The following is a 22,503-nucleotide window of genomic DNA, read 5'->3' as shown; positions in this document are numbered from 1 at the left end:
TCGGCTCACAACAGGGCCTGCTTGTCCCATTGCGCCGGGTCCAGCCGCCAGCGGGCCCGCGGGGCCCGCAGCGCATGCGCTTCGCGGTAGGCCGAAGGCGTGCACCCGCTGTGGCGTGCAAACACCCGCCGGAAGGCATGGGGGTCGCTGTAGCCGCAGGCCAACGCGATGGTGGGCACGCTCTCCAGCGTGATCTCCAGCATCACCCGGGCGCGTGCGCAGCGCATCCGGTGCAGCTGGTCCAGCGGGCTGCGGCCCAACTCCTGGCGGAAATGCCGCAGCAGGGTGCGTGGGCTCACCGCCGCAGCCGCCGCCAAGGTGGCCAGGTCGTAGGGCGCCTCCAGGTGCTGCTCCAGCCAGGCGATGGCCCGAGCCAGGGTGCTGTCGCGGGTCTTGCGGATCTGGGGGCTGGCCTGGGCCGCGGCCCGGCTGCGCTCAGGGTCGAACTCGAAGGCCGGGCGGCACAGCTGGGCCAGACCGGGCCCGGTGCTGTGCTCCAGCAGGGCGCAGACCAGCCCGCCCAACTGCTCGGCACCCGCCGCACTGAACCAGGGCGCCTCGGCCACGCAGGCCTGATCGGCCACCAGCATCACGTCCGGATGCTCGTCCCGAAACGCCGACGCGTAGAACCAGGGCAGCACCAGAGCACGGCCCGCAGCGCGCCCGGTGGCGGCGGCCAGCCAGGCGCTGTTGCCCTGGCAGGCCAGCAGGCCGCCGGCGTCCAGGGCCTGGCACAGCGCCGCCACCAGAACGCCCTGGCCCTTGACCAGGCCGCGCACACTGGGAATGTCGGCCGCATGCATGGGGGGCAGGAACACGGCGTGTTGAACCGCGCCTTGTCCGGTGGGTGGGGCGCTGCCCAGGTAGTCCTCAAAACGGGAGGCCAGGGTGGGCGGCGCCGGGTGCAGGGCCGCGAGTGAGGCCGAGGGTGAGGCTGCAGGTGGGGCCGGTGGCCAGGCACCGCCCTCGGCTGTGAGCAGGCGCCAGCTGATGGGGGGCGCCTGCGCCCCCAGGCGCAATTGGGCCAGCATGCGCGCCGTGCGCAGCAGATCGATCAGCGTCAGGGCGCTGCCCAGCGTGGCCTGGGGCAGCAGCGGAATGTCCACATGCAGGCCCTGGCGAGGCGACAGGGCGGTGGTCTGCGCAGGGGGGCGGGTGCGTGTGGACGGCATGGTTTCGCGATGAGACGGTGAGCGCTGCGGCGGCAGCTCGGTCAGTGGCTATTTTGGCTGCAGCAATGGCGATTTCAGCGCTCTCTGTGTGACACAAGCGGCCCTAGCATGGACGTTTTCCAACAGCCCAAGGCGAAACCCCCATGAAACTGCGTTCACCGTCTTCGTTCCGTCGTGCCGCCCAGGCGGCTGCCTCCAGTACCTTGCTGGTTCTGGCCTCGGCCGCCCAGGCCCAGGGAGTGGATGCCCCCACCCTGCAGGCGCTGGACGCGCAGATCGCCAAGGTGTCGCCCCAGCTCGTGGCCTGGCGGCGCGACATCCATGCCCACCCCGAGCTGTCGGGGCAGGAGCTGCGCACGGCGGCCCTGGTGGCCGAGCACCTGCGCGGCCTGGGGCTGAGCGTGCAGACCGGGGTGGGGGGCACCGGCGTGGTGGCCACCCTGCAGGGCGCCCACCCGGGCAAGCTGGTGGCCTTGCGTGCCGACATGGACGCGCTGCCCGTGCCCGAGGGCACGGGCCTGCCCTTTGCCTCCCAGGTGAAGGCGCAGTACCAGGGCAAGGAGGTGCCGGTGATGCACGCCTGCGGGCACGACGGCCACACCGCCATCCTGATGGGCGTGGCCCAGGCCCTGGTGGCCATGAAGGGCCAGATCCACGGCTCCGTGCGCTTCATCTTCCAGCCCGCCGAAGAAGGCGCTCCGAGCGAGCCGGATGCCAAGGGCGTTTCCCCCAGCTTCGGTGCCAAGGCCATGATCGAGCAGGGCGTGCTCAAGGACGTGCAGGCCATCTACGGCCTGCACCTCGTGGCCAACATCCCGCTGGGTGTGGCGGGCTACCGCAGCGGCCCGCTGATGGCCAGTGCCGACGATATCCACATCGATGTGCAGGGCCGCGGGGCGCATGGTTCGGCGCCCTGGGCCGGGGTTGACCCCATCGTGGCGGCCAGCCAGGTGGTGCTGGGGCTGCAGACCGTGGTGAGCCGCCAGCTCAACATCAGCGAAGAACCCGCCGTGGTGACGATTGGCGCGATCAACGGGGGCACCCGTTTCAACATCATCCCTGACAAGGTCGAGATGCAGGGCACCCTGCGCACCTTCGATGAGGGCATGCGCAGTGATGCTCAAAAGCGCATCCGCAACACAGCCCAGTTGATCGCCGAGAGCAGCGGCGCCAAGGCCGAGGTTCGGTTTGGTCCGGTGTCCTACCCGGCCACGGTCAATTCACCGGCGCTCACCCAGGCTTCGTTGCCCGCCCTCAAGCAGGCCATGAACGGCCAGGCGGTGGTGGTGCCCAAGGTCAGTGCATCAGAAGACTTCTCTGAATTCCAGAAGGTGGTGCCTGGCTTCTTCTACTTCCTGGGCGCCACGCCCAAGGGCCAGCAGGCCGCCACGGCCCCGACCAACCATTCGCCCCGCTTTGATATCAACGAAGACGCGCTGCCCATGGGCGTGCGCTCCCTGAGCGTGCTGGCGCTGGATTTCCTCAACCGAAGCTAAGTTGACGCGGGAGGCCGCGGAAATTCCACTTGGCAGTGTCATACCGCTGAACTATTCTGGTGCTCCTTTTGTCACCAACCTGGAGCTTCGGTATGGCTTTGCTGGCTTCATCCCGGATTCGCCTGGCGCCACGCCTGGCCCTGGCCTTTGGCGTGGTGTGCCTGGTGATGTCGTTGGCGGCGGGCATCGGGGTGTGGCGCCTGGTCCAGCTGCAAGGCATTGCGGACGATCTGGGTGGCGACTCCTCCGAGCGCGCCCTGCTGGCGCGCGAGTTGCACGCCATCGTGGTCATCAGCTCCAGCCGGGCCGAGACCCTGTTGCTGATTGACAACCCCGCCTTTGCCGCCCGCATCGATGCCGACCGCAAGGCCACCTCGGCGCGCTCGGCCGAGGTGCGCAAGCGCCTCGATGCGCTGGCCACCGATGCCGCCTCGCGCGATCTGTTCACCGCCATCGACCAGGCCGGCAACGCTTTTCGCGAGGCCCGCGACAAGCTCGTCAAGCAGAAGGCCGCAGGGGAGGCTGTTTCAGAGGATTCGATTCGCGGGTTGCTGCGTCCGGCGGCCGATCGCTATGCCGCCGCTGTCGATCAATTGGCCGAACACCAGCGCCAGCGCGTGGCCGAGGCCCGGGCTGCCGCGCTCAGCAGTCAGCGCCAGGGCATCAGCCTGCTGGTCACGGGCTCGGTGGTGGGCTTGCTGCTGAGCGTGGTCAGCGCCCTGTGGCTGGCCCGCTCGATCCTGCGCCCGGTGGACCAGGCTTCGGGCCTGGCGGCGCACATCGCCCAGGGCGACCTGACCCAGCCCGTGCCGGCCGAGCAGGCCGGCCAGCGCGACGAGGTGCTGGCCCTGCTGGCCCGCCTGGGCCACATGCAGTCGCGCCTGGTGGAGTTGGTGGCCGGCATGCGCAGCGCCAGCGCCCAGGTGGCCAACGCCAGCCACGAGATCGCGGCGGGCAACAACGATTTTTCAGCCCGCACCGAGCAGACCGCCTCCAACCTCGAAGAGGTGGCCGCCAGCATGGAAGAGCTGCTCAGCACGGTGCAGCACAGCGCCGACTCGGCCCAGCAGGCCGAGGGCCTGGCGACCTCGGCCAGCCAGGTGGCGGTGCAGGGGCGCGAGGTGGTGCAGCGTGTGGTGGCCACCATGGACGCGATCTCGGGCTCGTCGCGCCGCATTGCCGACATCACCAGCGTGATCGATGGCATTGCCTTCCAGACCAACATCCTGGCCTTGAATGCCGCGGTGGAAGCGGCCCGCGCCGGTGAGCAGGGCCGCGGCTTTGCCGTGGTGGCGGGCGAGGTGCGCGTGCTGGCCCAGCGCGCCGCCACCGCCGCCAAGGAGATCCGCGACCTGATCGCCAGCAGCGTCAGCGAGGTGGGCACCGGCGCCCAACTGGTGCAGCAGGCGGGCGCCACCATGGGCGATATCGTGGATTCAGTGGCCCGGGTGGGCACCATCGTGGCCGAACTCAGCCATTCGGCGCGCGAGCAGAGCAGCGGGCTGGGTCAGGTCAACGAAGCGGTGGTGCGCCTGGATCAGATCACGCAGCAGAACGCCGCGCTGGTGGAAGAATCGGCCGCGGCCGCGCAAGGCCTGCGCAGCCAGGCCCAGCAACTGGCGGACCTGGTGGAGACCTTCCGCCTGCCTGGCACGGCCGGGGCGCCGCCACCGCTGCGGCTGGGCTGAGGGCTCAGGCGCCCAGCAGGCTTTTGGCCACCGCCTCACCCACCTTGATGCCATCCACGCCGGCCGACAGGATGCCGCCGGCATAGCTGGCGCCTTCGCCGGCCGGAAACAGGCCGCGCGTGTTCAGGCTCTGGTAGTGCTCGTTGCGCGTCATCTTGAGCGGCGATGAGGTGCGGGTCTCGACCCCGGTCAGCACCGCGTCGTGCAGGTCAAAGCCCTTGATCTTGCGCCCGAAGGCCGGAAACGCTTCGCGCATGGCCGTGATGGCGTACTCGGGCAGGGCCAGCGACAGATCGCCCATCTTCACCCCCGGCTTGTACGAGGGCTCCACCGAACCCAGCGCCGTGGACGGCCGCCCGGCCACCAGATCGCCCACCAGCTGGCCGGGGGCTTCGTAATTGCTGCCCCCCAGCTCATAGGCGCGGGATTCGAGCTGGCGTTGCAGCACCACCCCCGCCAGCGGGTGCACGCTGCCATCGGCCGGCGCCTGCCAGCGCTGCTGATCGCCCAGGGCCCATTCGAAGGCCGCCGCATCGCTGGGGTAGTCGACCGGGTCGATGCCCACCACGATGCCGGCGTTGGCATTGCGCTCGTTGCGCGAGTACTGGCTCATGCCGTTGGTGACCACGCGCCCCGGCTCCGAGGTGGCCGCCACCACGGTGCCGCCCGGGCACATGCAGAAGCTGTACACCGCCCGGCCATTGCTGGCGTGGTGCACCAGCTTGTAATCGGCCGCGCCCAGCAGCGGGTGGCCGGCATGGCGCCCCCAGCGGGCCCGGTCGATCAGGCTTTGCGGGTGCTCGACCCGGAAGCCGATCGAGAAGGGCTTGGCCTCCAGGTAGACGCCCCGCTGGTGCAGCATGGCAAAGGTGTCGCGCGAGCTGTGCCCCAGGGCCAGCACCGCGTGCCGGGTGGGCAGTTCGTAGGTCTGGCCGCTGGCCACGTCCAGCACCTTGAGGGCCCGCAGGCGCCGGCCCTCGGGGCCCTCGTCCACCGCTACATCGACCACGCGTTGTTCGAAGCGGATCTCGCCGCCCAGGGCGATGATCTGTTCGCGCAAGGTCTCGACCACCTTCACCAGCTTGAAGGTGCCGATGTGCGGGCGCGCCACGTACAGGATTTCTTCCGGGGCACCGGCCTGCACAAATTCTTCCATCACCTTGCGGCCCAGGTGGCGCGGGTCCTTGATCTGGCTGTACAGCTTGCCATCCGAAAACGTGCCGGCACCGCCTTCGCCGAACTGCACGTTCGACTCGGGGTTGAGCACCTTCTTGCGCCACAGGCCCCAGGTGTCCTTGGTGCGTTCACGCACCGTCTTGCCGCGCTCCAGCACGATGGGCTTGAAACCCATCTGGGCCAGCACCAGGGCCGCAAAAATGCCGCAGGGCCCAAAGCCCACGACCACCGGGCGCTCATTGGCCTGGCTGGGGAAGCCTTCCGGCGCGTGGCCGGGGGGGTGCCACACCATGTCCGGCGTGGGCAGGATGTGCGGGTGCTGGGCATGCCGGGCCAGCAGGGCGGCCTCGGCGCTGGCGTCCTGCAGCGTCAGGTCGACGATGTACACCGTCAGCAGCTCGGGCTTGCGGGCATCGAAGCTGCGCTTGTGCACATGCAGCGTGGCAATGTCGGCGGGGGCGATGCCCAGCATCTGGGCGGCCTGGGCGCGCAGCGCTTCCACAGGCTGGGTGCTGCTGTCCTCGGGCAGGGTGGACAGGGGCAGCTTGAGTTCGGAGATTCGGATCATGGTCGGGCCGGCTTGTGTTGATCAAGCAAAAGGCAATGCGGGGCCCGGATTTTAAGGGGCCGCCCCGGCGGCCGCAAAAAAAGCGCCGGGCCTCACGGCCACGGCGCTGCTGCGGAGCTTGCCCGGCCCGATTTACGCGGGCAGGAAGCCGTCCACCGACAGATAGCGCTCACCCGTGTCGTAGTTGAAGCCCAGCACCTTGGCGCCGGCCGGCAGTTCGGGCAGCTTCTGGGCGATGGCCGCCAGCGTGGCGCCCGAGGAGATGCCCACCAGAATGCCTTCTTCGCGGGCCGAGCGGCGCGCGTATTCGCGGGCGGCCTCGGCTTCGACCTGGATCACGCCGTCCAGCAGGCTGGTGTCGAGGTTCTTCGGGATGAAGCCCGCGCCGATGCCCTGGATCGGGTGCGGTGCCGGTGCGCCGCCCGAGATCACGGGCGAGGCCGTGGGCTCGACCGCAAACACCTTGAGCTGGGGGAACTTGGCCTTCAACACGCGGGCCGTGCCGGTGATGTGGCCGCCGGTGCCCACGCCGGTGATCAGTGCATCCAGACCCTCGGGGAAGTCGGCCAGGATCTCTTGCGCCGTGGTGCGCACATGCACCTCGATGTTGGCCGGGTTCTCGAACTGCTGCGGAATCCAGGCGCCCGGGGTCTGGGCGGCCAGTTCTTCGGCGCGGGCGATTGCGCCCTTCATGCCTTTTTCACGCGGGGTCAGGTCGAAGCTGGCGCCATAGGCCAGCATCAGGCGGCGGCGCTCGATCGACATGCTGTCGGGCATCACCAGGATCAGCTTGTAACCCTTGACGGCCGCCACCATGGCCAGGCCCACACCGGTGTTGCCCGAGGTGGGCTCGATGATGGTGCCACCGGGCTGCAGGTGGCCCGACTTCTCAGCGTCTTCGATCATGGCCAGCGCAATGCGGTCCTTGATCGAGCCCCCCGGGTTGCCGCGCTCGGACTTGATCCACACCTGGGCCGAGGGGCCGAACAGGCGGTTGATGCGCACATGGGGGGTGTTGCCAATGGTCTGGAGAATGTTGTCGGCTTTCATGCGGACTCCAAGGTAGATGTTGCAAGAGGCGGGGGAGGGGCCGGAACCGGCCCGTGACCCGCACATTCTGCCGTGCTTGTTCTCTGTTTGCCGGTCTAAGCTCATGCGTTGCCGTCATAATGGCGCCCGTGAAGTCAGCCAGACCGCCGCTGGTGCTAGCCGAAAGGGCGGCGACGCAAGTCGCCGTGTGGAAACACCGCACTGGAGGAACGTCCGGACTGCACAGGACAGCGTAGGAGCTAACGGCTCTCCACCGTGAGGTGAGGATCAGAGCAACAGAGACGAGTCTGTTCGGCCACTCCAGACCAAGGTGTTCTGGGGGCTGTGGCGCAAGCCACAGTGGGGTCGGTGTCAACCGACCCGGTCACGCGCAAGCGTGATCCCCCCAGCCACCCTGATCGGGAACCGATCAGGGTGAAACGGGCAATCTCTACGCGCAGCAATACCAAGTAGGCCAACGTTGATGTGGTTCCGCAGAGTTGGCGGGTAGGTAGCATCGAGCCGGGTGGGTGACCCTCGGCCCAGAGTAATGGCGGTCACGCCGTGCGCAAGCACGGTGCACAGAATCCGGCTTATCGGCTGACTTCACACTTTATTTCATTCGTTTCCACGCCGCTGGAATACCTCGAACCCCCTGGTCAGGCCGACCATCCGACCTGTTTTTTTCTTTATTGACTTCCGGTTCTGTCATTTCTGTTCGCCAGCCGTGGTGTTTGGCTGAAATGCATTTCTTTAGATTGATTTTTATTATCTCGACAATGCCCCTGTCATGAGCGGGGCCTGAATATCCTGCTCCTAGAATCATTTTCCCTTCATTGATTGGATTTTGAATTTCATGAGAGATTTTGTGCTTCGTTCTGTAAGTGCTGTAATGGTTTCTGCTTTTATGGCAGGTGCTGCTTCGGCAGATGTGCTGACGCGTGATAATGGCGCCCCGGTGGGTGATAATCAAAACTCCCAGACGGCGGGTGCCACTGGCCCCACCTTGCTGCAAGACGTTCACCTGATCCAGAAGCTGCAACGCTTTGACCGTGAACGCGTGCCCGAGCGCGTGGTGCACGCCCGCGGCGCCGGCGCCCACGGGGTGTTCAAGGCCACGGCCGATGTGGCCGAACTGACCCGTGCCAAGGTCTTCACGCCTGGGCTGGAAACCCCGGTCTTCGTGCGTTTCTCGACCGTGGTGCACGGCCAGCATTCGCCCGAAACCCTGCGTGATCCGCGCGGTTTTGCCACCAAGTTCTATACCAGCGAAGGCAATTGGGACCTGGTCGGCAATAACCTGCCGGTGTTCTTTATTCGCGATGCCATCAAGTTCCCGGACATGGTGCATTCGCTGAAGCCGGCGCCCGACACGAATTTGCAGGATCCGAATCGGTTCTTTGATTTCTTCTCGCATGTGCCCGAGGCCACCCACATGCTGACGCGTCTTTATTCGGATTATGGAACCCCCAAGGGCTACCATTTGATGGATGGCAACAGCGTGCACGCCTACAAAATGGTCAATGCCAAGGGCCAGTATGTGTATGTCAAATTCCACTGGGCCTCGGTGCAGGGCGAGCACAACCTGAGTGCGGCCGAAGCCAGCGCCCTGCAGGCGCAGGATTTCAACCACGCCACCCGCGCCTTGATGCAGGAGATCGAACGCGGCCGATACCCGCAGTGGGATCTGTACGTGCAGGTGCTGCGCCCCGAGCAGCTCAACAGCTTTGACTTCAACCCGCTCGACCCGACCAAGATCTGGACCGGGGTGCCGGAGCGCAAGCTGGGCACCATGACCCTGAACCGCAACCCGGCCAATGTGTTCCAGGAGACCGAGCAGGCCGCGTTTGCGCCCTCCAACCTGGTGCCGGGCATCGAGGCCTCGGAAGACCGCCTGCTGCAGGGCCGTGTGTTCTCGTACGCCGACACCCAGATGCACCGGGTGGGCGTGAATGCGCTGCAACTGCCGGTGAACCGCCCGCGCAACGAGGTGGTCTCGAACAACCAGGACGGCGCCATGAATGCCGGCCAGCGCAGTGGCTCGGTCAACTACGAGCCCAGCCGCCAGGTCAATGTGAAGGACGACGCGCAGTTCAAGTCCAGCGCCTTGCCGCTGGCCGGCAGCACGCAGCAAGCGGCCATCAGCAAGACCCTGAACTTCCGCCAGGCCGGCGAGTTCTACCGCAGCCTCAGCCCGGCCGAGCGCAAGAACCTGGTGTCCAACCTGGCTGGCGATCTGGGCCAGGTGAAGAACGCTGAAACCCGTGACACGGTGCTGGCCTTCTTCTACAAGGCCGACGCCGACTACGGCCGGGCCATCGCCCAGGCCCTGTCGGTCGATCCGGCCTCGATCCAGCGCCGCGCGGCTCGCCTCAGCGAGTAAGCCGCCTGGCGCAGGCGGTGGGCCCGCTCAGAACTTCTCGTGCGGGCCCATGAAACGCCACTGGCCGGGCTCCAGCCCGGTCAGCCCCACCCGGCCCAGCCGGGTGCGGCGCAGCGCCTGGGGCCGCAGGCCGGCCTGGGCGCACAAGGCCAGCACCCCTTGGGCGCTGCTGGCCTTCAGGGCAAAGCGCAGCCGCGTGCCCTGCGGCCCGCGCGCATTCAGACTCACTTTGCCCACCACCGGCACCAGGGGCCACAGGCGGGCCTGCTGCAGGCGTGCCGCCAATTGGTCGATGGCCTCGTTGGTCAACTGGCCCGGCAACTCCAGCATGAATTCCTGCTCGATCTCGGCTTCGTCCTCCAGCAGGCGCCGCCGCATGCGGCCGTCCTGCGTGAACACCACCAGACCGGTGGCCAGGCCCTCCAGCCCGGCAATGGCCTGCTGCTGGGTGAAGTGACGTTTCAGCACTCGCACCGGAAACCGGCTGATCGGGGCGCTGCCTTGCAGGGCCTGCGCATCGCAGGGGGTCTTGGGGTCGGGCCGGTACCACAGCAGGGTGGCCGGCGGCACGCTTTCGGGGCGCGCCTGCGGGTCGACCCACACCTCGTCGCTGCCAGGGCTCACGCGGTGCTGCGGCTCCTCCACGATCTGCCCGTTGACCTTCACCCAACCGCCCTCGATCAGCAATTCGGCCTCGCGGCGTGAGCAGGCGGCCTGGTCGGCCACGTGTTTGGAGAGTCGGATGGGGTCGTTCATGGGGGGAGGGGGTGTCGCGTCTGGCGGGCTGGGGGGCCGAGTTTACGCGTCTGGCGGGGGCGTGTGTCAGGCCTGCAGATGGGCCAGCCAATCTGCGGCAGCCCGAAGCTGGATCCGGCCGAGATCCGCCTCGACCTGGCATTCACGCAGCAGTTGCACCGCTTGGGCCTCTGGCCATGCGTCGGCAAACCGGGCCAAGGCACGATGGGGCTTGGCATCGCTCAGCTTGCATTCGATCAGGTGCGTCAGGCTTTCGCCTTCGCTGAGGACAAAGTCCACCTCGGCTCCGTCTTTGGTGCGGATGTAGTGCAAGCCGCTGGCGCTGCCTCGGCTGTCCTGCTGCCACTGAACCTGCTTGAGCAGGTGGCAGGCCACCAGGTTCTCGAAGCGCAGGCCCTCGTCACCCCGCACCAGCCCGTTGTCATAGAAGTAGACCTTGGGCGATTGCAAGGTGGCGCGGGCGATGTTGTGGTGCCAAGGGCGCACGACGAAGACGATGAACAAGGCTTCCAGGATGTCCAGGTAGCGGGCCAGGGTGCTGGGCGACACCTGCAGGTCACGCGCCAGAGAGGCCAGCGACAGCGGAGAACCCACCCGTGAGCGCAGCATTTCTGCAAACAGACGCATGGCCCGAATGTCCTGCAGGCGCGAGAACTCCAGCACGTCTTCGCGCACCAGGCCTTCAAAGTAGCCCGCGCGCCAGCGCTGGGCCTGCTCGTCGGTCTCGGCCAGGGCCGGCTCTGGAAAGCCCCCTCGGCTCAGCAGATGGGTCAAAGCCTGGGCGGGTTGGGCGTGTTGCTGCCCACACCATTCGCGCACCGACAAGGGCAGCAGACGCCATCGCAAGGTCCGGCCGGCCAGAGAGTCGCCAGCCTGGCGGAAGGTTTCCAGCCGGGCGCTGCCGGTGACCAGGACCTGCTGTTCGGGTGGACGGCCATCGCACACGCCCTTGAGCCAGGACTTCCAGCGGGGCATCTTGTGAATTTCATCGAACACCAGCAGCGGCGCGCTCTGGCGCCAGCTTTGGGCCGTGATCACGGCCCGGTGGGCCGCCACGTCGTAGTTCAGGTATTGGCTGCCCGGGCGATCCGCCATCAGTTGCTGACTCAGCGTGGTCTTGCCGACCTGCCTGGGGCCGCTGAGCAGCACGACCTTGCGCAGCAGGTCGTGTTGAATCAGTGGCATCAAGTCGCGTTGCATGCGACTATTTTATCGGGCACTGGAAGAAAGTCGCGACTTTCTTCCAGCCGGCTGCAAAAAAGTCGCAGTTTTGGACCTCAGCCCAATGTCACCTCCAGGCTGCGCAGGCGCTCCACATGGGCCAGCAGCGAGCGCTTGGCCACCGGCCACAGGCGGGTCGGTACGTCGGCGTAGGCCAGCTCCACCCATTGCTCGGGCGTGCCTTCAGGGCGTTCGCGCATGGCGGCCAACACCTTGGCCTCGCGCTGCAGCCGGTGTGCCTTGAGTTGGGCGATGGCGGCCCGCGCCTGGCCCAGCACGTAGCCGTGGGCGGGCAGGATGAAGTCCACCCCTGCGCGCTCGCAGGCCTGGTCGAGCAGATCGAGTGAGTTGATGTAGTCCGCCATGTTGCCGTCGGGTGGGTCGACCACGGTGGTGCTGCCATTGAGGATGTGGTCGCCCGAGAACAGCAGGCCGTCTTCCAGCAACAGCAGGCACAGGTGGTTGGCCGCGTGGCCCGGGGTGTGCAGCACCTCCAGGGTGTGGCGAGGGCTGGTTTCACCGGGGGCTTGCAGCACCAGGCGTTCGCCATGCGCCAGCGCGCGCTCGGGGCTGAATTCGCTGGCGGCACGGGCGGTGGGCGCCGAGGCCAGGCCCAGGATGTCGGGCACCGGGCGGCCATGGCGCCGGCACAGGGCCTGCAGCGGTGCGGCACCGGGCGAGTGGTCGGGGTGCGAATGCGTGCACACGATGTGGCGGATATCGCCTCCGGCGGCGCGCCAGAGCTTTTCCAGGTGTTCGGCATCGGCCGGGCCGGGGTCGATGGCGATGTAGCCGGTGTCGGGGTCGCCCACCAGGTAGCTGTTGGTGCCTGGGCCGGTCATCACGCCCGGGTTGGGGGCGGTCAGGCGCTGCACGTTCTTCAACAGCGACACCGGGCGCTCGGTCTGCCATTCCAGCTCGTGCACGATCTGCCCGTCGGGGCAGACCAGGGCCAGTTCGCCATAAGGTTGCTCATGCTCCATGTAACGGGCTTCGTGGCCATTGAGCAGGCCGGCACGCGGGCAACTGGTCCACAGCGGCTGTTCGCTGGCGCAGGCGGCCAGCACCGCATCGACCGTGGTGTAGCCCTGCAGCCGCTGCAGGGTGCGGATGGTCGGGAAGATGATGAAGAACTGGCCGGCGGCGTGCCGGGCCAGTGCCTCGGCCGGGCTGACCCACACCGGTTCGAACTGCTCGGCCTCGTCGGCCACCGGGGTCTGGTCGGCCGGCATGCGGGCCACCAGAAAGGGCACGTCAAAGCGCCGCGGCAGGTCGCGGTCGGTGATCCAGTGCGCCAGCACAAACACCTGGTCGGCCGCCATCTGCAGGCCCAGGGCCTGGCATTGGGCGGCAAAGGGCTGGCTGCGGTCCAGTTGGGCAATGGTGGCCCCATCGGCCGCGCGGCCATCGGCCTGCCAGGCCAGCAGCACGCCCAGCTCCTCGAAACTCTCGCGGATGGCGGCGATGGCGCGTGTCAGGTTCAGATCGCTCTGGCCTGCACGGCGCCGGGCCTGGGCGTGCGAGGCTGCGTCCGTCGCATCAATACCACCGCCTGGAAACACATAGGCCCCCGGGGCAAAGCTGGCGCTCATCGAGCGCCGGGTCATCAGCACCTCGATGCCGGGCCGGCCATCGGGGCCGGTGGCATCGCGCAGCAGCAGCACGGTGGCAGCCTGGCGCAGGGGGGCGGTTTCGCGTGAAGGGTGCAAAAGCTGGCTTGAACGGGTCATGCGGGCCATTATCGGCAGCGCTGCTGCGGGCACTGACACCTTCAGGACTGGGGTTTCCCCCAGGCCACCGGGGCCGGCACGGCGCTTGCTCGTGGTTCCGATGGCATAAGCAAAGACCGGCAAAGCATGAGCATCTGGTCACAATGCTGCGACTCCATTGGATTCCGTTTCACCCCCTTTTGCTGATATTTCGGGAGAGCCTTGATGACAACAACCCTTCGCCAACCCCTGTGGCGCCATGGCTTCAACTGGCTGGCCGCCGGCCTGCTCGGCGTGGCCGGGCCGGTGCTGGCCCAGGGCGACTGGCCGCAGCACGCGCTGACCCTGGTCATGACCTTTCCGGCTGGTTCGGGCGTCGATGTGGTGGCGCGCCACATCCAGGAGCCCCTGGGCAAGCAGCTGGGCCAGCCCGTGGTGATCGATTACAAACCCGGTGCGGCCGGCAACATTGCCAGCGAGTACGTGGCCCGGGCCAAGCCCGATGGCTACACCCTGGTGTTCGGCACCGCGGCCACCCACGGCAGCAATGCGGCGCTGTACAAGAAGCTGTCGTTTGACGTCGAGAACGACTTCGTGCCGGTGGCCCCGGTGCTGGACGTGTCGAATGTGCTCACCATCAACCCCGATGTGATCAACGTGAAGACGCTCAAGGAGTTCGTCGAGCTGGTCAAGGCCAACCCCGGCAAGTACAACTTTGCCTCCACCGGCAACGGCACCGGTACTCACATGGCCTTTGCCGAGTTCAACTCGCGGGTCGGGCTGGACATGATCCACGTGCCTTACAAGGGCGGCCCAGAGGCCATGACCGCGGTGCTGCGCGGCGAGACCTGCTGCATCATGAACCAGGTGCAGACCGTGCTGAACCAGTACAAGGCCGGCAAGGTGCGCCTGCTGGGCGTGACCACCGCCAAGCGTGTGGGCGCGGTGTCCGAGGTGCCCACCATCGCCGAAAGCGGCCTGCCCGGCACCAAGGGCTTCGACAGCTCGATCTGGTTCGGCATCTTTGCCCCCAAGGGCACGGATGCGCGCACCGTGCAGCGCCTCAACAGCGCGGTACAGGCGGTGCTGGAGAACCCCGAGGTCAAGGCCAAGCTCGAAAGCGCGGGCAACAGCGTGCGCCTGGAGAACCCCGAGCAGTTCAAGGCCACCGTCAAGGCCAACCGCCACAAGTGGGCCGAGGTGGTGAAAGCCGCCAACATCACCCTGGAGTGAACCCCGGCCCGGCGCCCCGGCTTTCGCTGCGGCGCCGGAAGCCCCGATAATCGGGGCATGCAGATCCGCTTCACCAAGATGCAGGGCGCCGGCAATGATTTCGTCGTGCTCGACGAGACCGCCGCCCGCCTGCCCCTGAGCCCGGCGCACTACCGCTACCTGGCCGACCGCCACTTCGGCGTGGGCGCCGACCAGATCCTGACCGTGCGCCCCGGCCCCGCCCCCGGCATCGATTTCGAATACATCATCCACAACGCCGACGGCGGTGAGGTCGAGCAGTGCGGCAACGGCTCGCGCTGCTTTGCCCGCTATGTGCGCGACAAAGGCCTGACCACCAAGGACGCGATCCGCGTGCACACCCGCGCCGGCATCATCGAGCCCGTGCTCAACCCCGATGGCCGCGTCACCGTCGACATGGGCGCGCCGGTGTTCGAGCTGGCCGACATCCCCTTTGATGCCACCGGCCTGCAGGCGCGGCCCGAGGGCGCGTGGCAGCTGTGGCCGCTGGCCCTGGCGGGCCAGCCGGCGCTGGATGCGGTGGCCGCGGCCGTGGTCTCCATGGGCAACCCCCACGCCGTGACCCTGGTGGCCGATGTGGACACCGCACCCGTGGCCACCGTAGGCCCCCTGGTGGAAAGCCACCCGCGCTTTCCGCGCCGGGTCAACGTAGGCTTTTTGCAGGTGGTGTCGCGCAGCCAGGTGCGCCTGCGCGTGTTCGAGCGCGGCACGGGCGAAACCCTGGCCTGTGGCACCGGCGCCTGCGCGGCCGTGGTGGCCGGCATCCGCCTGGGCCTGCTCGACGCCCGAGTCGACGTGCAGACCCGCGGCGGGCAACTGACCATCGAATGGGCCGGCCTGGGCCAGCCCGTGCGCATGACCGGCCCCGCAGTGACCGTGTTCGAGGGCCAGATCGATGTGCCCGACACCCTCTGATTTTTCCTGACCGTCTTCTTGAGCCCGCCCTCCCCATGACCGCAATCCAAACCCCTGGCATGAACCCGATCACCGAAGACGACATTGCCAACTACCTGGCCAACTCGCCCGATTTCTTCGAGCGCCACGCCGAGGTGCTGGCCAGCGTGCAGATGACCAGCCCGCATGGCAACCGGGCCGTCAGCCTGCAAGAGCGCCAGGCCGAGATGCTGCGCGACAAGATCAAGACGCTCGAAGGCCGCATCATGGACATGATCCGGCACAGCAACGAGAACGCCATCATTGCCGACAAGCTGCAGCGCTGGGCGCTGGGCCTGCTGCGCACCGAAAACCCGCTGGAGCTGCCCGAGCGCATCGCGGCCGATGTGCGCAGCCAGTTCCAGGTGCCGCAGGTGGCCATCAAGGTGTGGGGCGTGTCCGCCGCGCACGCCGAGCAGCCCTTTGCCCTGGGCGTGAGCGACGACGCCAAGACCTTCGCCTCGTCCCTGACGGCCCCGTTCTGCGGCGCCAACCCGGGCTTCGAGGCGGTGCAGTGGCTGGCCGAGCCGGCGGCCGTGGTCTCGCTGGCCCTGCTGCCGCTGCGCGTGGGCGCGATCGGCAGCGCCTCGCCGGCCTTCGGCATGCTGGTGCTGGCCTCGCCCGACCCGCAACGCTTCCACAGCGGCATGGGCACCGACTTCCTGGAGCGCATGTCCGAACTGGCCAGCGCCGCCCTGACCCGCCTGCGCGACTGAGCGGCCCCGTGGACGCCGCGGCGCCTGCTCAACCGCCCCAGGTCCCACCCCTGGTCCAGCCCTTGGTCCAGCGCTACCTGGACCACGTGCGCTACGAGAAGCGCCTGGCCACCCGCACCCTGGCCCTCTACACCGAGCACCTGATCCGCCTGCAAAGCCTGGCCGGCACCGCAGGCCTGGCCCTGCCCGCCGTGCCCCCGGCCCAGGTGCGCCGCTGGGCCGCCCAACTGCATGGCGCCGGCCTGGGCGGGCGCAGCATCGCGCTGGTGTTGTCGTCCTGGCGCGGTTTCTACGCCTGGCTGGGGCGCGAAGGGCTGATCACCAGCAACCCCGTGGCCGATGTGCGCGCGCCCAAGTCACCCCAACCCCTGCCCAAGGCCCTGGGGGTGGACGCGGCAGTGCAACTGGCCGAACACGACAACCCCGACGACGACCCCTGGCTGGAGGCGCGCGATGCCGCCATGGTCGAGCTGCTGTACGGCTGCGGCCTGCGGGTCAGCGAGCTGGTGGGGCTGGACGTGCAGGCCAGCGCCGAGGCGCACCAGCAGGGGCGCGGCTGGGTCGATCTGCACGAGGCCGAGGTGCATGTCATGGGCAAGGGCAGCAAGCGGCGCAGCGTGCCGTTGGGCCGCGCCGCCCTGCAGGCGCTGCAGCGCTGGCTGACGCTGCGCGGCGGCGCGGGCGCCGGTGCCGCCAGCACCCAGCCCGCCCTGTTCATGGGGCGCCACGGCACCCGGCTGACCCCGCAGTCGGTGTGGCAGCGGCTGCGCCGGCGCAGCCTGCAGGCCGGGCTGCCGGCCGCGGTGCACCCGCACATGCTGCGCCACTCGTTCGCCAGCCACGTGCTGCAGTCCAGCGGCGACCTGCGCGCCGTGCAGGAGCTGCTGGGCCACGCCAACATCAGCACCACCCAGGTCTACACCCGGCTTGACTTCCAGCACCTGGCCAAGGCGTATGACGCGGCCCACCCGCGGGCCCGCAAGGGCGGCCCGCCCAAAAAGGGGCCGCAGAGCAAGCCCGACTGTTGAGGCCGGGTGCGGCTCAGTCCAGCGTCTGCCGATAGCGCAGCAGCGCCAGGGCGCCTGCCACGCCCAGAAAGGCCAGCAGCGGCCACACCTCGGGCCAGAGCTGGGCCAGCCCATTGCCCTTGAGCAGGATGCCGCGCACGATGCGCAGAAAGTGCGTCGGCGGCAGCACCTCGCCCACCCGCTGGGCCCACACCGGCATGCCCCGGAACGGGAACATGAAGCCCGACAACAGCATCGAGGGCAGGAAGAAGAAAAAGGTCGCCTGCAGCGCCTGCAACTGGTTGCGCGCCAGTGTCGAGAAGGTGAAGCCCACGGCCAGGTTGGCCAGCATGAACAGGCCGATCATGCCCATCAGCAAGGCAAAGCTGCCCACCATGGGCACCTCGAACAGGGCCCAGGCCGCCGCCAGGATCACGCTCAGCTGCACATAGCCCAGCACCACGTAGGGCAGGATCTTGCCCACCATCACTTCCAGCGGGCGCACCGGGGTGGCCAGCAGGTTCTCCATGGTGCCGCGTTCGCGCTCGCGGGTCATGGCCAGGCCGGTCAGCATCACCATGGTCATGGTCAGGATGGTGCCGATCAGGCCCGGCACGATGTTGTAGCGCGACAGGCCCTCCGGGTTGTAGCGCTTGTGGATGCGCAGCTCGAACGGGGCCGCCCCCGGCCGCAGCGACTGCAGTGGCCCCACCAGTTCATGCTGCAAGGCTGTGGGCGCCAACTGGCCCAGGGCCGCCACGGCGTTGCTGGCCGCCGAGGGGTCGGTGGCGTCCACGCTCACCAGCAGGGCCGGGTGCTCGCCCCGCACCAGGCGGCGCGAGAAATCCGGCGGAATCACGATCAGGAACTGCACCTCGCCGTCTTCAATCAGGCGATCGCCTTCGCCCTCGCTGGCGGGCTGCCGGGTGATGTGGAAGTAGCCGGTGTTCTGCATCGCCGCCACCAGGCTGCGGGCGATGGGGCTGGCATCGGTGCTCACCAGGGCCGTGGGCAGGCCCTTGGGGTCGGTGTTGATGGCGTAGCCGAACAGCACCAGCTGCAGAATCGGCACCCCCACGGCCATGGCAAAGGTGGGCCGGTCGCGCAGCATCTGCTGGCATTCCTTGATGAAGATGGCCAGCATGCGCGCCAGGCTGAAGCGGCGTTCGCCGCGGGCGTGGTTCATGCGGCCTCCTGGGGGCTGTTGGGGCCAAAGTTGTCGGCCGCCCGCCCGATCAGGTTGATGAACACATCCTCCAGATCGGGCTCGGCCGGCGCCCAGCGCAGGTCGGCGCGTTGCTGCCAAGGCGCGATCGCCGCCTGCAGCCGGGCCGGGTCGCGGCCCGCCACATGCACCGACTGGCCAAAGGCCGCCACGCTGAGCACCCCCTCGGCGGCTTTCAGGGGTGCGACCAGGGCGGCGAGATCGGCCCCAGCCACCTGCGCCTGCACCGACCACACGCACAGGCCTGAGTCGGCCACGATCTGAGGGGCCGAGCCGCGCGCCAGCACCTCGCCATAGGCGATGTAGACCAGCTCGTGGCAGCGCTCGGCCTCGTCCATGTAGTGGGTGGACACCAGCACGGTGATGCCCTCGGCGGCCAGGTGGTGGATCTCGTCCCAGAAGTCGCGCCGGGCCTTGGGGTCGACGCCGGCCGTGGGCTCGTCCAGCAAGAGCAGGCGGGGCTCGTGCAGCAGGCAGGCCGCCAGCGCCAGGCGTTGCTTCCAGCCCCCCGACAGGGCGCCGGCCAGCTGCTTTTGCCGGCTGGCCAGGCCCAGGCGTTCCAGCGCCTGATCCACCCGTTGGCGGCGCTGGTCCAGCTCGAACAGTCGGGCCACGAAGTCGAGGTTCTCGCGGATCGACAGGTCCTCGTACAGCCCGAACTTCTGCGTCATGTAGCCGACCTGCCGCTTGATGGCCGCGGCCTGCTGTCGGATGTCCAGCCCCAGGCACTGGCCCTCGCCGGCATCGGGCGTGAGCAGGCCGCACAGCATGCGGATGGTGGTGGTCTTGCCGCTGCCGTTCGGCCCCAGAAAGCCGCAGATGCGCCCAGGTGCCACCTGCAGGTTCACCTGGCGCACCACCTCGCGACCGTTGTAGCGTTTGGTCAGGCCGCGCACATCGATGGCCCAGCGGGGGGCGTCCGGCCCGTCCTGCCCGTCCGGCGCCGGGTTCATGGCCTGGCCTCGGCGCTCACGTCCACGCGCACATCCAGCGGCTGGCCCGGCGGCAGGCGCAGGGCATCGGCGGGGGAGGGCAAGGCTTCGACCAGAAACACCAGGCGCGCGCGCTGGCTGTTGGAGTAGATCACCGGCGGCGTGTATTCGGCCTGGGGCGAGATGAAGCTGATGCGCGCCGCCATGGGCGCGCCGCAGCCGTCGCAGCGCAGGCTCACCGCCTGCCCCGGGGCCAGCGCGCCGCGCTGCGCCTCGGGCACGTAGAAACGGGCCTTGCGCCGCTCGGGGGGGCAACAGGGCCAGCACGGGCTGCCCGGCGTTCACGTACTCGCCCACGCGGAAGAAGGTGTCGGCCACCAGGCCGGCGGTCGGGGCGTATTGGCGGGCCTGCTGCTCGCGCCACAGGGCCTGTTCGCGGGCCTGTGCCGCGGCGCGGCGGCTGGCCTGGGCGGCCGCCTGTTCATCGCTGCGGGCCGGCAGCCGGGCCACGCGCAGCGCCGCCTGCAGCTCATCCACCCGGTCCTGGGCCTGGCGGGCGGCCGTGGCCGCGTCGTCCAGGCGCGAGCGAGAGACAAAGGACTGGTTCACCAGCTGCTGGTTGCGTTGCCATTCGGTCTGCGCCCGCTCGGCCTGGGCGCGGGCCTGGGCCAGTTGGGCTTCGGTCACGGCGATCTCATCGCGCCGCCGGCCCTTGGCGCTGTCGTCGGCCTGGTGGCGCGCCGTGTCCAGGCGGGCATCGGCCTCGGCGCGGGCGGCCTGGGCCGGCTGGTCGTCCAGGCTGAACAGCAGGGCCTGGGCCGCCACGGTCTGGCCTTTTTGCACCGGCAGCGCGCGCAGGGTGCCGGCCACGGGGGCGGCGATGTAGACATAGTCGCCCTCCGCATAGCCTGACCATGCGGGCTCAGGGGCGGGCTGGCAGGCGCCCAGCAGCGTCAACAGGCCGCAAGGCAGGGCCAGACGCCAGGCGACGTTTCTGAAGGGGTGGGCGAGGGCGGGCATGGGGCATTCTGGTCGTCGTGTCCCGGCGCGGGCTTGATGCATGTCAAGTGCTGCTGGGGCGGTGGCTTAGCCCAAACTTAAGCGCGCTGCGCCGGGCGTTCTGACCCACCGCGCCGGCCCCATACTGCGGCCGAGCAGACGAATGGCCCCACCGAGGGGCGGTCTGCCGAGAAAGGCAAAAACACCATGTGGCATTGGCTCCGATCCAACCGTTCCTTCCTGTTGCTGCTGATCGGCTTCGGCCTGTTCCGCACCGCCGTGGCCGACTGGAACCCCATCCCCTCGGGCTCCATGCGCCCCAGCCTGCTGGAGGGCGATGTGGTGCTGGTCAACCGCCTGGCCTACGACCTCAAGCTGCCGCTGACCGATGTGGTGCTGGCCCACCTGGGTGAGCCGCGGCGCGGCGATGTGGTCACCTTCTCGTCACCGCAGGACGGCACCCGCCTGATCAAGCGCCTGGTGGCCCTGCCCGGCGATGTGGTCGAGATGCGCGATGAAGTGCTCTGGATCAATGGCGAGCAGGCCCGCTACGAGCAGGCCGAGGCCTTGAGCGAGCCCGTGCAACCCGGCGTGCAGCGGCCCGCCACCCGCCTGACAGAGTCCATCCAGGGCCACCAGCGCCGGGTGCAGTGGCTGCAGGGCGTGTCGGCGCGCTCCAGCTTCGGCCCGGTCACCGTGCCCGAGGGGCAGTACCTGATGCTGGGCGACAACCGCGACAACAGTGCCGATTCGCGCTACATCGGCTTCGTGCCCAGGGCCTTGCTGATCGGCCAGGCCCGCGGCGTGCTGGTGTCGGCCGACATCCTGGGGCATTGGATGCCGCGCTTCGAGCGCTTTGGGCAACGCCTCTGATGGAGCTTCTGAGGTGCGGGGAGGGCGGTTGACCGGTTGAATTTTTAGATCGAGCGGCAAAAGGGCGGACAATTCCGCCCCATGAAAACGATTCGACTGCGCGAAGGCAAGGAGCGCTCGCTGCTGCGCCGCCACCCCTGGATTTTTGACTCGGCCATTGCCAAGGGCGGTGGCGACGCCGGTGAGACCGTGCGCGTCGAGGCCTCGGACGGGCGCTTCCTGGCCTGGGCTGCCTTCAGCCCGGCCTCCAAGATCAAGGCACGGGTCTGGAGCTTTGACGAAACCCAGCGCATCGATGCCGCCTTCATGGGCGCGGCGGTGCAGCGCTCCATCGCGGCGCGTGCCTGGTTCGATGTGCAGAGCAATGGCATCCGCCTGGTGCACGGCGAGTCGGACGGCCTGCCCGGCCTGGTGGTGGACCGCTACGACGACACCCTGGTGGCCCAGTTCGGCACCGCCGGCATGGAGCGCTGGAAAGACGTGCTGGCCGATGCCCTGCTGCGTGAAACCGGCTTGAGCAAGCTCTACGAACGCTCGGACGCGAGTTCGCGCGCGCTGGAAGGCCTGCCCGAGGCCACCGGTTGGTTGCGTGGCGGCACCTTGGCCGACGGCGAACCGGCGCCCACCGGCATCACCCTGCGTGAGCACGACTGGCAACTGACGCTGGACGTGGCCGAGGGCCACAAGACCGGCTTCTACCTGGACCAGCGCGACAGCCGCCAGCGCTTTGCCGAGGTGACCCGGCAGCGCCAGTTCGGCACGGTGCTCAATTGCTATTGCTACACCGGTGGCTTCACCGTGGCGGCACTGTCGGGCGGCGCGGGCCATGTCACCTCGATCGATTCCTCGGCCCCGGCCCTGGAGCGGGCCCGGGCCCATGTGGCGCTGAACGGCTTTGCCGCCGAGCGCGCCGAGTTTTTGGATGCCGACGTGAATGCCTCGCTGCGCCGTTTCGGTGCCGAAGGGCGCACCTTCGACGCGATCATCCTGGACCCGCCCAAGTTCGCCCCCACGGCGGCCCATGCCGACCGGGCCGCCCGTGCCTACAAGGACATCAACCGCCTGGCCTTCAAGCTGCTGGCGCCTGGGGGCGTGCTGTTCACCTACTCGTGCTCGGGCGGTATCAGTGCCGATCTGTTCCACAAGATCGTGGCCTCGGCCGGCAGCGATGCCGGGGTGGACGGCTACATCACCGAACGCCTGGGCGGCGCCCCGGACCACCCGATGACCATCGCCTTCCCCGAGGGCGAGTACCTCAAGGGCCTGGTGGTGGTGCGGCGCTGAGGTCAACCCTTGTCCGGCAGGGCTTGAAAACCGGGGCTAAACTCCTCAGATCAGGGGTTTGGCCCGGGTGTTGCATGCCCACGCC

The 22,503-nt window shown here is 68.5% G+C and carries 18 protein-coding genes, 1 other RNA gene and 1 pseudogene; 10 read left to right on the top strand and 10 right to left on the bottom strand.

Annotated elements, in window-relative coordinates:
• Positions 1 to 5 precede the first annotated feature (5 nt).
• Positions 6 to 1,172, bottom strand: a complete 1,167-nt coding sequence (locus F624_RS0109850; protein ID WP_019574132.1) for a GlxA family transcriptional regulator — start codon at positions 1,170 to 1,172, stop codon at positions 6 to 8.
• Between the two features lie 143 nt (positions 1,173 to 1,315).
• Here F624_RS0109850 and F624_RS0109845 point away from each other — a divergent pair, with 143 nt between their 5' ends.
• Both F624_RS0109845 and F624_RS0109840 read left to right on the top strand, forming a co-directional pair.
• Positions 1,316 to 2,668: an amidohydrolase gene (locus tag F624_RS0109845; RefSeq protein WP_019574131.1), complete on the top strand. Its 1,353-nt coding sequence runs from the start codon at positions 1,316 to 1,318 to the stop codon at positions 2,666 to 2,668.
• A 92-nt stretch (positions 2,669 to 2,760) separates the two neighbouring features.
• Positions 2,761 to 4,356 (top strand): methyl-accepting chemotaxis protein, encoded by a 1,596-nt coding sequence (locus tag F624_RS0109840; RefSeq protein ID WP_019574130.1) that lies wholly within the window; start codon positions 2,761 to 2,763, stop codon positions 4,354 to 4,356.
• A gap of 4 nt (positions 4,357 to 4,360) precedes the next feature.
• Here F624_RS0109840 and F624_RS0109835 read toward each other — a convergent pair whose 3' ends face one another.
• Together F624_RS0109835 and cysK are read right to left on the bottom strand one after the other, a co-directional pair.
• Positions 4,361 to 6,100, bottom strand: a complete 1,740-nt coding sequence (locus F624_RS0109835; RefSeq protein WP_019574129.1) for an NAD(P)/FAD-dependent oxidoreductase — start codon at positions 6,098 to 6,100, stop codon at positions 4,361 to 4,363.
• 132 nt (positions 6,101 to 6,232) lie between these two features.
• On the bottom strand, positions 6,233 to 7,150 hold the full coding sequence (cysK, locus tag F624_RS0109830; protein ID WP_019574128.1) for a cysteine synthase A: 918 nt from the start codon (positions 7,148 to 7,150) through the stop codon (positions 6,233 to 6,235).
• A gap of 130 nt (positions 7,151 to 7,280) precedes the next feature.
• Here cysK and rnpB point away from each other — a divergent pair.
• Positions 7,281 to 7,741, top strand: an RNA gene (rnpB, locus tag F624_RS33380) — RNase P RNA component class A.
• 1 nt (position 7,742) lies between these two features.
• Here rnpB and F624_RS35755 read toward each other — a convergent pair.
• Positions 7,743 to 8,153 carry a hypothetical protein gene (locus tag F624_RS35755; RefSeq protein WP_245573610.1) on the bottom strand — a complete coding sequence of 137 codons (411 nt, stop codon included), beginning with the start codon at positions 8,151 to 8,153 and terminating at the stop codon, positions 7,743 to 7,745.
• On the opposite strand from F624_RS35755, the gene F624_RS0109825 reads away from it, so the two are divergent.
• Positions 8,037 to 9,512 carry a catalase gene (locus tag F624_RS0109825; RefSeq protein WP_019574127.1) on the top strand — a complete coding sequence of 492 codons (1,476 nt, stop codon included), beginning with the start codon at positions 8,037 to 8,039 and terminating at the stop codon, positions 9,510 to 9,512. The genes F624_RS35755 and F624_RS0109825 overlap by 117 nt on opposite strands.
• A gap of 27 nt (positions 9,513 to 9,539) precedes the next feature.
• On the opposite strand, the gene F624_RS0109820 is transcribed toward F624_RS0109825, so the two are convergent.
• The 3 genes from F624_RS0109820 to F624_RS0109810 all read right to left on the bottom strand — a co-directional run bounded on the left by F624_RS0109820 (position 9,540) and on the right by F624_RS0109810 (position 13,219).
• Positions 9,540 to 10,268 (bottom strand): S4 domain-containing protein, encoded by a 729-nt coding sequence (locus F624_RS0109820; RefSeq protein ID WP_019574126.1) that lies wholly within the window; start codon positions 10,266 to 10,268, stop codon positions 9,540 to 9,542.
• A 66-nt stretch (positions 10,269 to 10,334) separates the two neighbouring features.
• The gene (locus F624_RS0109815) at positions 10,335 to 11,468 is read right to left on the bottom strand and encodes an ATP-binding protein (protein WP_019574125.1); all 1,134 of its coding nucleotides are present in this window, start codon (positions 11,466 to 11,468) and stop codon (positions 10,335 to 10,337) included.
• A 77-nt stretch (positions 11,469 to 11,545) separates the two neighbouring features.
• Positions 11,546 to 13,219, bottom strand: coding sequence for an MBL fold metallo-hydrolase (locus F624_RS0109810; RefSeq protein WP_031254618.1), 1,674 nt, complete (start codon positions 13,217 to 13,219; stop codon positions 11,546 to 11,548).
• Between the two features lie 204 nt (positions 13,220 to 13,423).
• On the opposite strand from F624_RS0109810, the gene F624_RS0109805 reads away from it, so the two are divergent.
• The 4 genes from F624_RS0109805 to F624_RS0109790 all read left to right on the top strand — a co-directional run bounded on the left by F624_RS0109805 (position 13,424) and on the right by F624_RS0109790 (position 17,126).
• Positions 13,424 to 14,431 carry a Bug family tripartite tricarboxylate transporter substrate binding protein gene (locus tag F624_RS0109805; protein WP_019574123.1) on the top strand — a complete coding sequence of 336 codons (1,008 nt, stop codon included), beginning with the start codon at positions 13,424 to 13,426 and terminating at the stop codon, positions 14,429 to 14,431.
• Positions 14,432 to 14,488: 57 nt separating this feature from the next.
• A complete protein-coding gene (gene dapF, locus F624_RS0109800) occupies positions 14,489 to 15,364 on the top strand; it encodes a diaminopimelate epimerase (RefSeq protein WP_019574122.1) in 876 nt (291 codons plus the stop codon).
• 35 nt (positions 15,365 to 15,399) lie between these two features.
• Positions 15,400 to 16,098, top strand: a complete 699-nt coding sequence (locus F624_RS0109795) for a DUF484 family protein (RefSeq protein WP_019574121.1) — start codon at positions 15,400 to 15,402, stop codon at positions 16,096 to 16,098.
• 62 nt (positions 16,099 to 16,160) lie between these two features.
• Complete coding sequence (locus tag F624_RS0109790) at positions 16,161 to 17,126, top strand: tyrosine-type recombinase/integrase (protein WP_019574120.1); 966 nt, start codon at positions 16,161 to 16,163, stop codon at positions 17,124 to 17,126.
• 13 nt (positions 17,127 to 17,139) lie between these two features.
• On the opposite strand, the gene F624_RS0109785 is transcribed toward F624_RS0109790, so the two are convergent.
• The 3 genes and pseudogenes from F624_RS0109785 to F624_RS36580 form a co-directional block, all read right to left on the bottom strand.
• A complete protein-coding gene (locus F624_RS0109785; RefSeq protein WP_019574119.1) occupies positions 17,140 to 18,291 on the bottom strand; it encodes an ABC transporter permease in 1,152 nt (383 codons plus the stop codon).
• Positions 18,288 to 19,283 (bottom strand): heme ABC exporter ATP-binding protein CcmA, encoded by a 996-nt coding sequence (ccmA, locus tag F624_RS35750; protein ID WP_031254615.1) that lies wholly within the window; start codon positions 19,281 to 19,283, stop codon positions 18,288 to 18,290. The genes F624_RS0109785 and ccmA overlap by 4 nt, the downstream gene beginning before the upstream one ends.
• A 315-nt stretch (positions 19,284 to 19,598) precedes the next feature.
• Positions 19,599 to 20,282, bottom strand: a pseudogene (locus F624_RS36580) (HlyD family secretion protein); the annotation flags it as partial.
• 186 nt (positions 20,283 to 20,468) lie between these two features.
• On the opposite strand from F624_RS36580, the gene lepB reads away from it, so the two are divergent.
• Together lepB and F624_RS0109770 are read left to right on the top strand one after the other, a co-directional pair.
• On the top strand, positions 20,469 to 21,134 hold the full coding sequence (gene lepB, locus F624_RS0109775) for a signal peptidase I (protein ID WP_031254614.1): 666 nt from the start codon (positions 20,469 to 20,471) through the stop codon (positions 21,132 to 21,134).
• A gap of 81 nt (positions 21,135 to 21,215) precedes the next feature.
• A complete protein-coding gene (locus F624_RS0109770; RefSeq protein WP_019574116.1) occupies positions 21,216 to 22,418 on the top strand; it encodes a class I SAM-dependent rRNA methyltransferase in 1,203 nt (400 codons plus the stop codon).
• The last annotated feature ends 85 nt before the right edge of the window (positions 22,419 to 22,503 follow it).

The sequence above is a fragment of the Curvibacter lanceolatus ATCC 14669 genome (assembly GCF_000381265.1).
GTDB lineage: Bacteria > Pseudomonadota > Gammaproteobacteria > Burkholderiales > Burkholderiaceae_C > Curvibacter > Curvibacter lanceolatus.
Note: the sequence above shows the minus strand (reverse complement) of the source record. Positions and strands in the feature narration are given on the sequence as shown.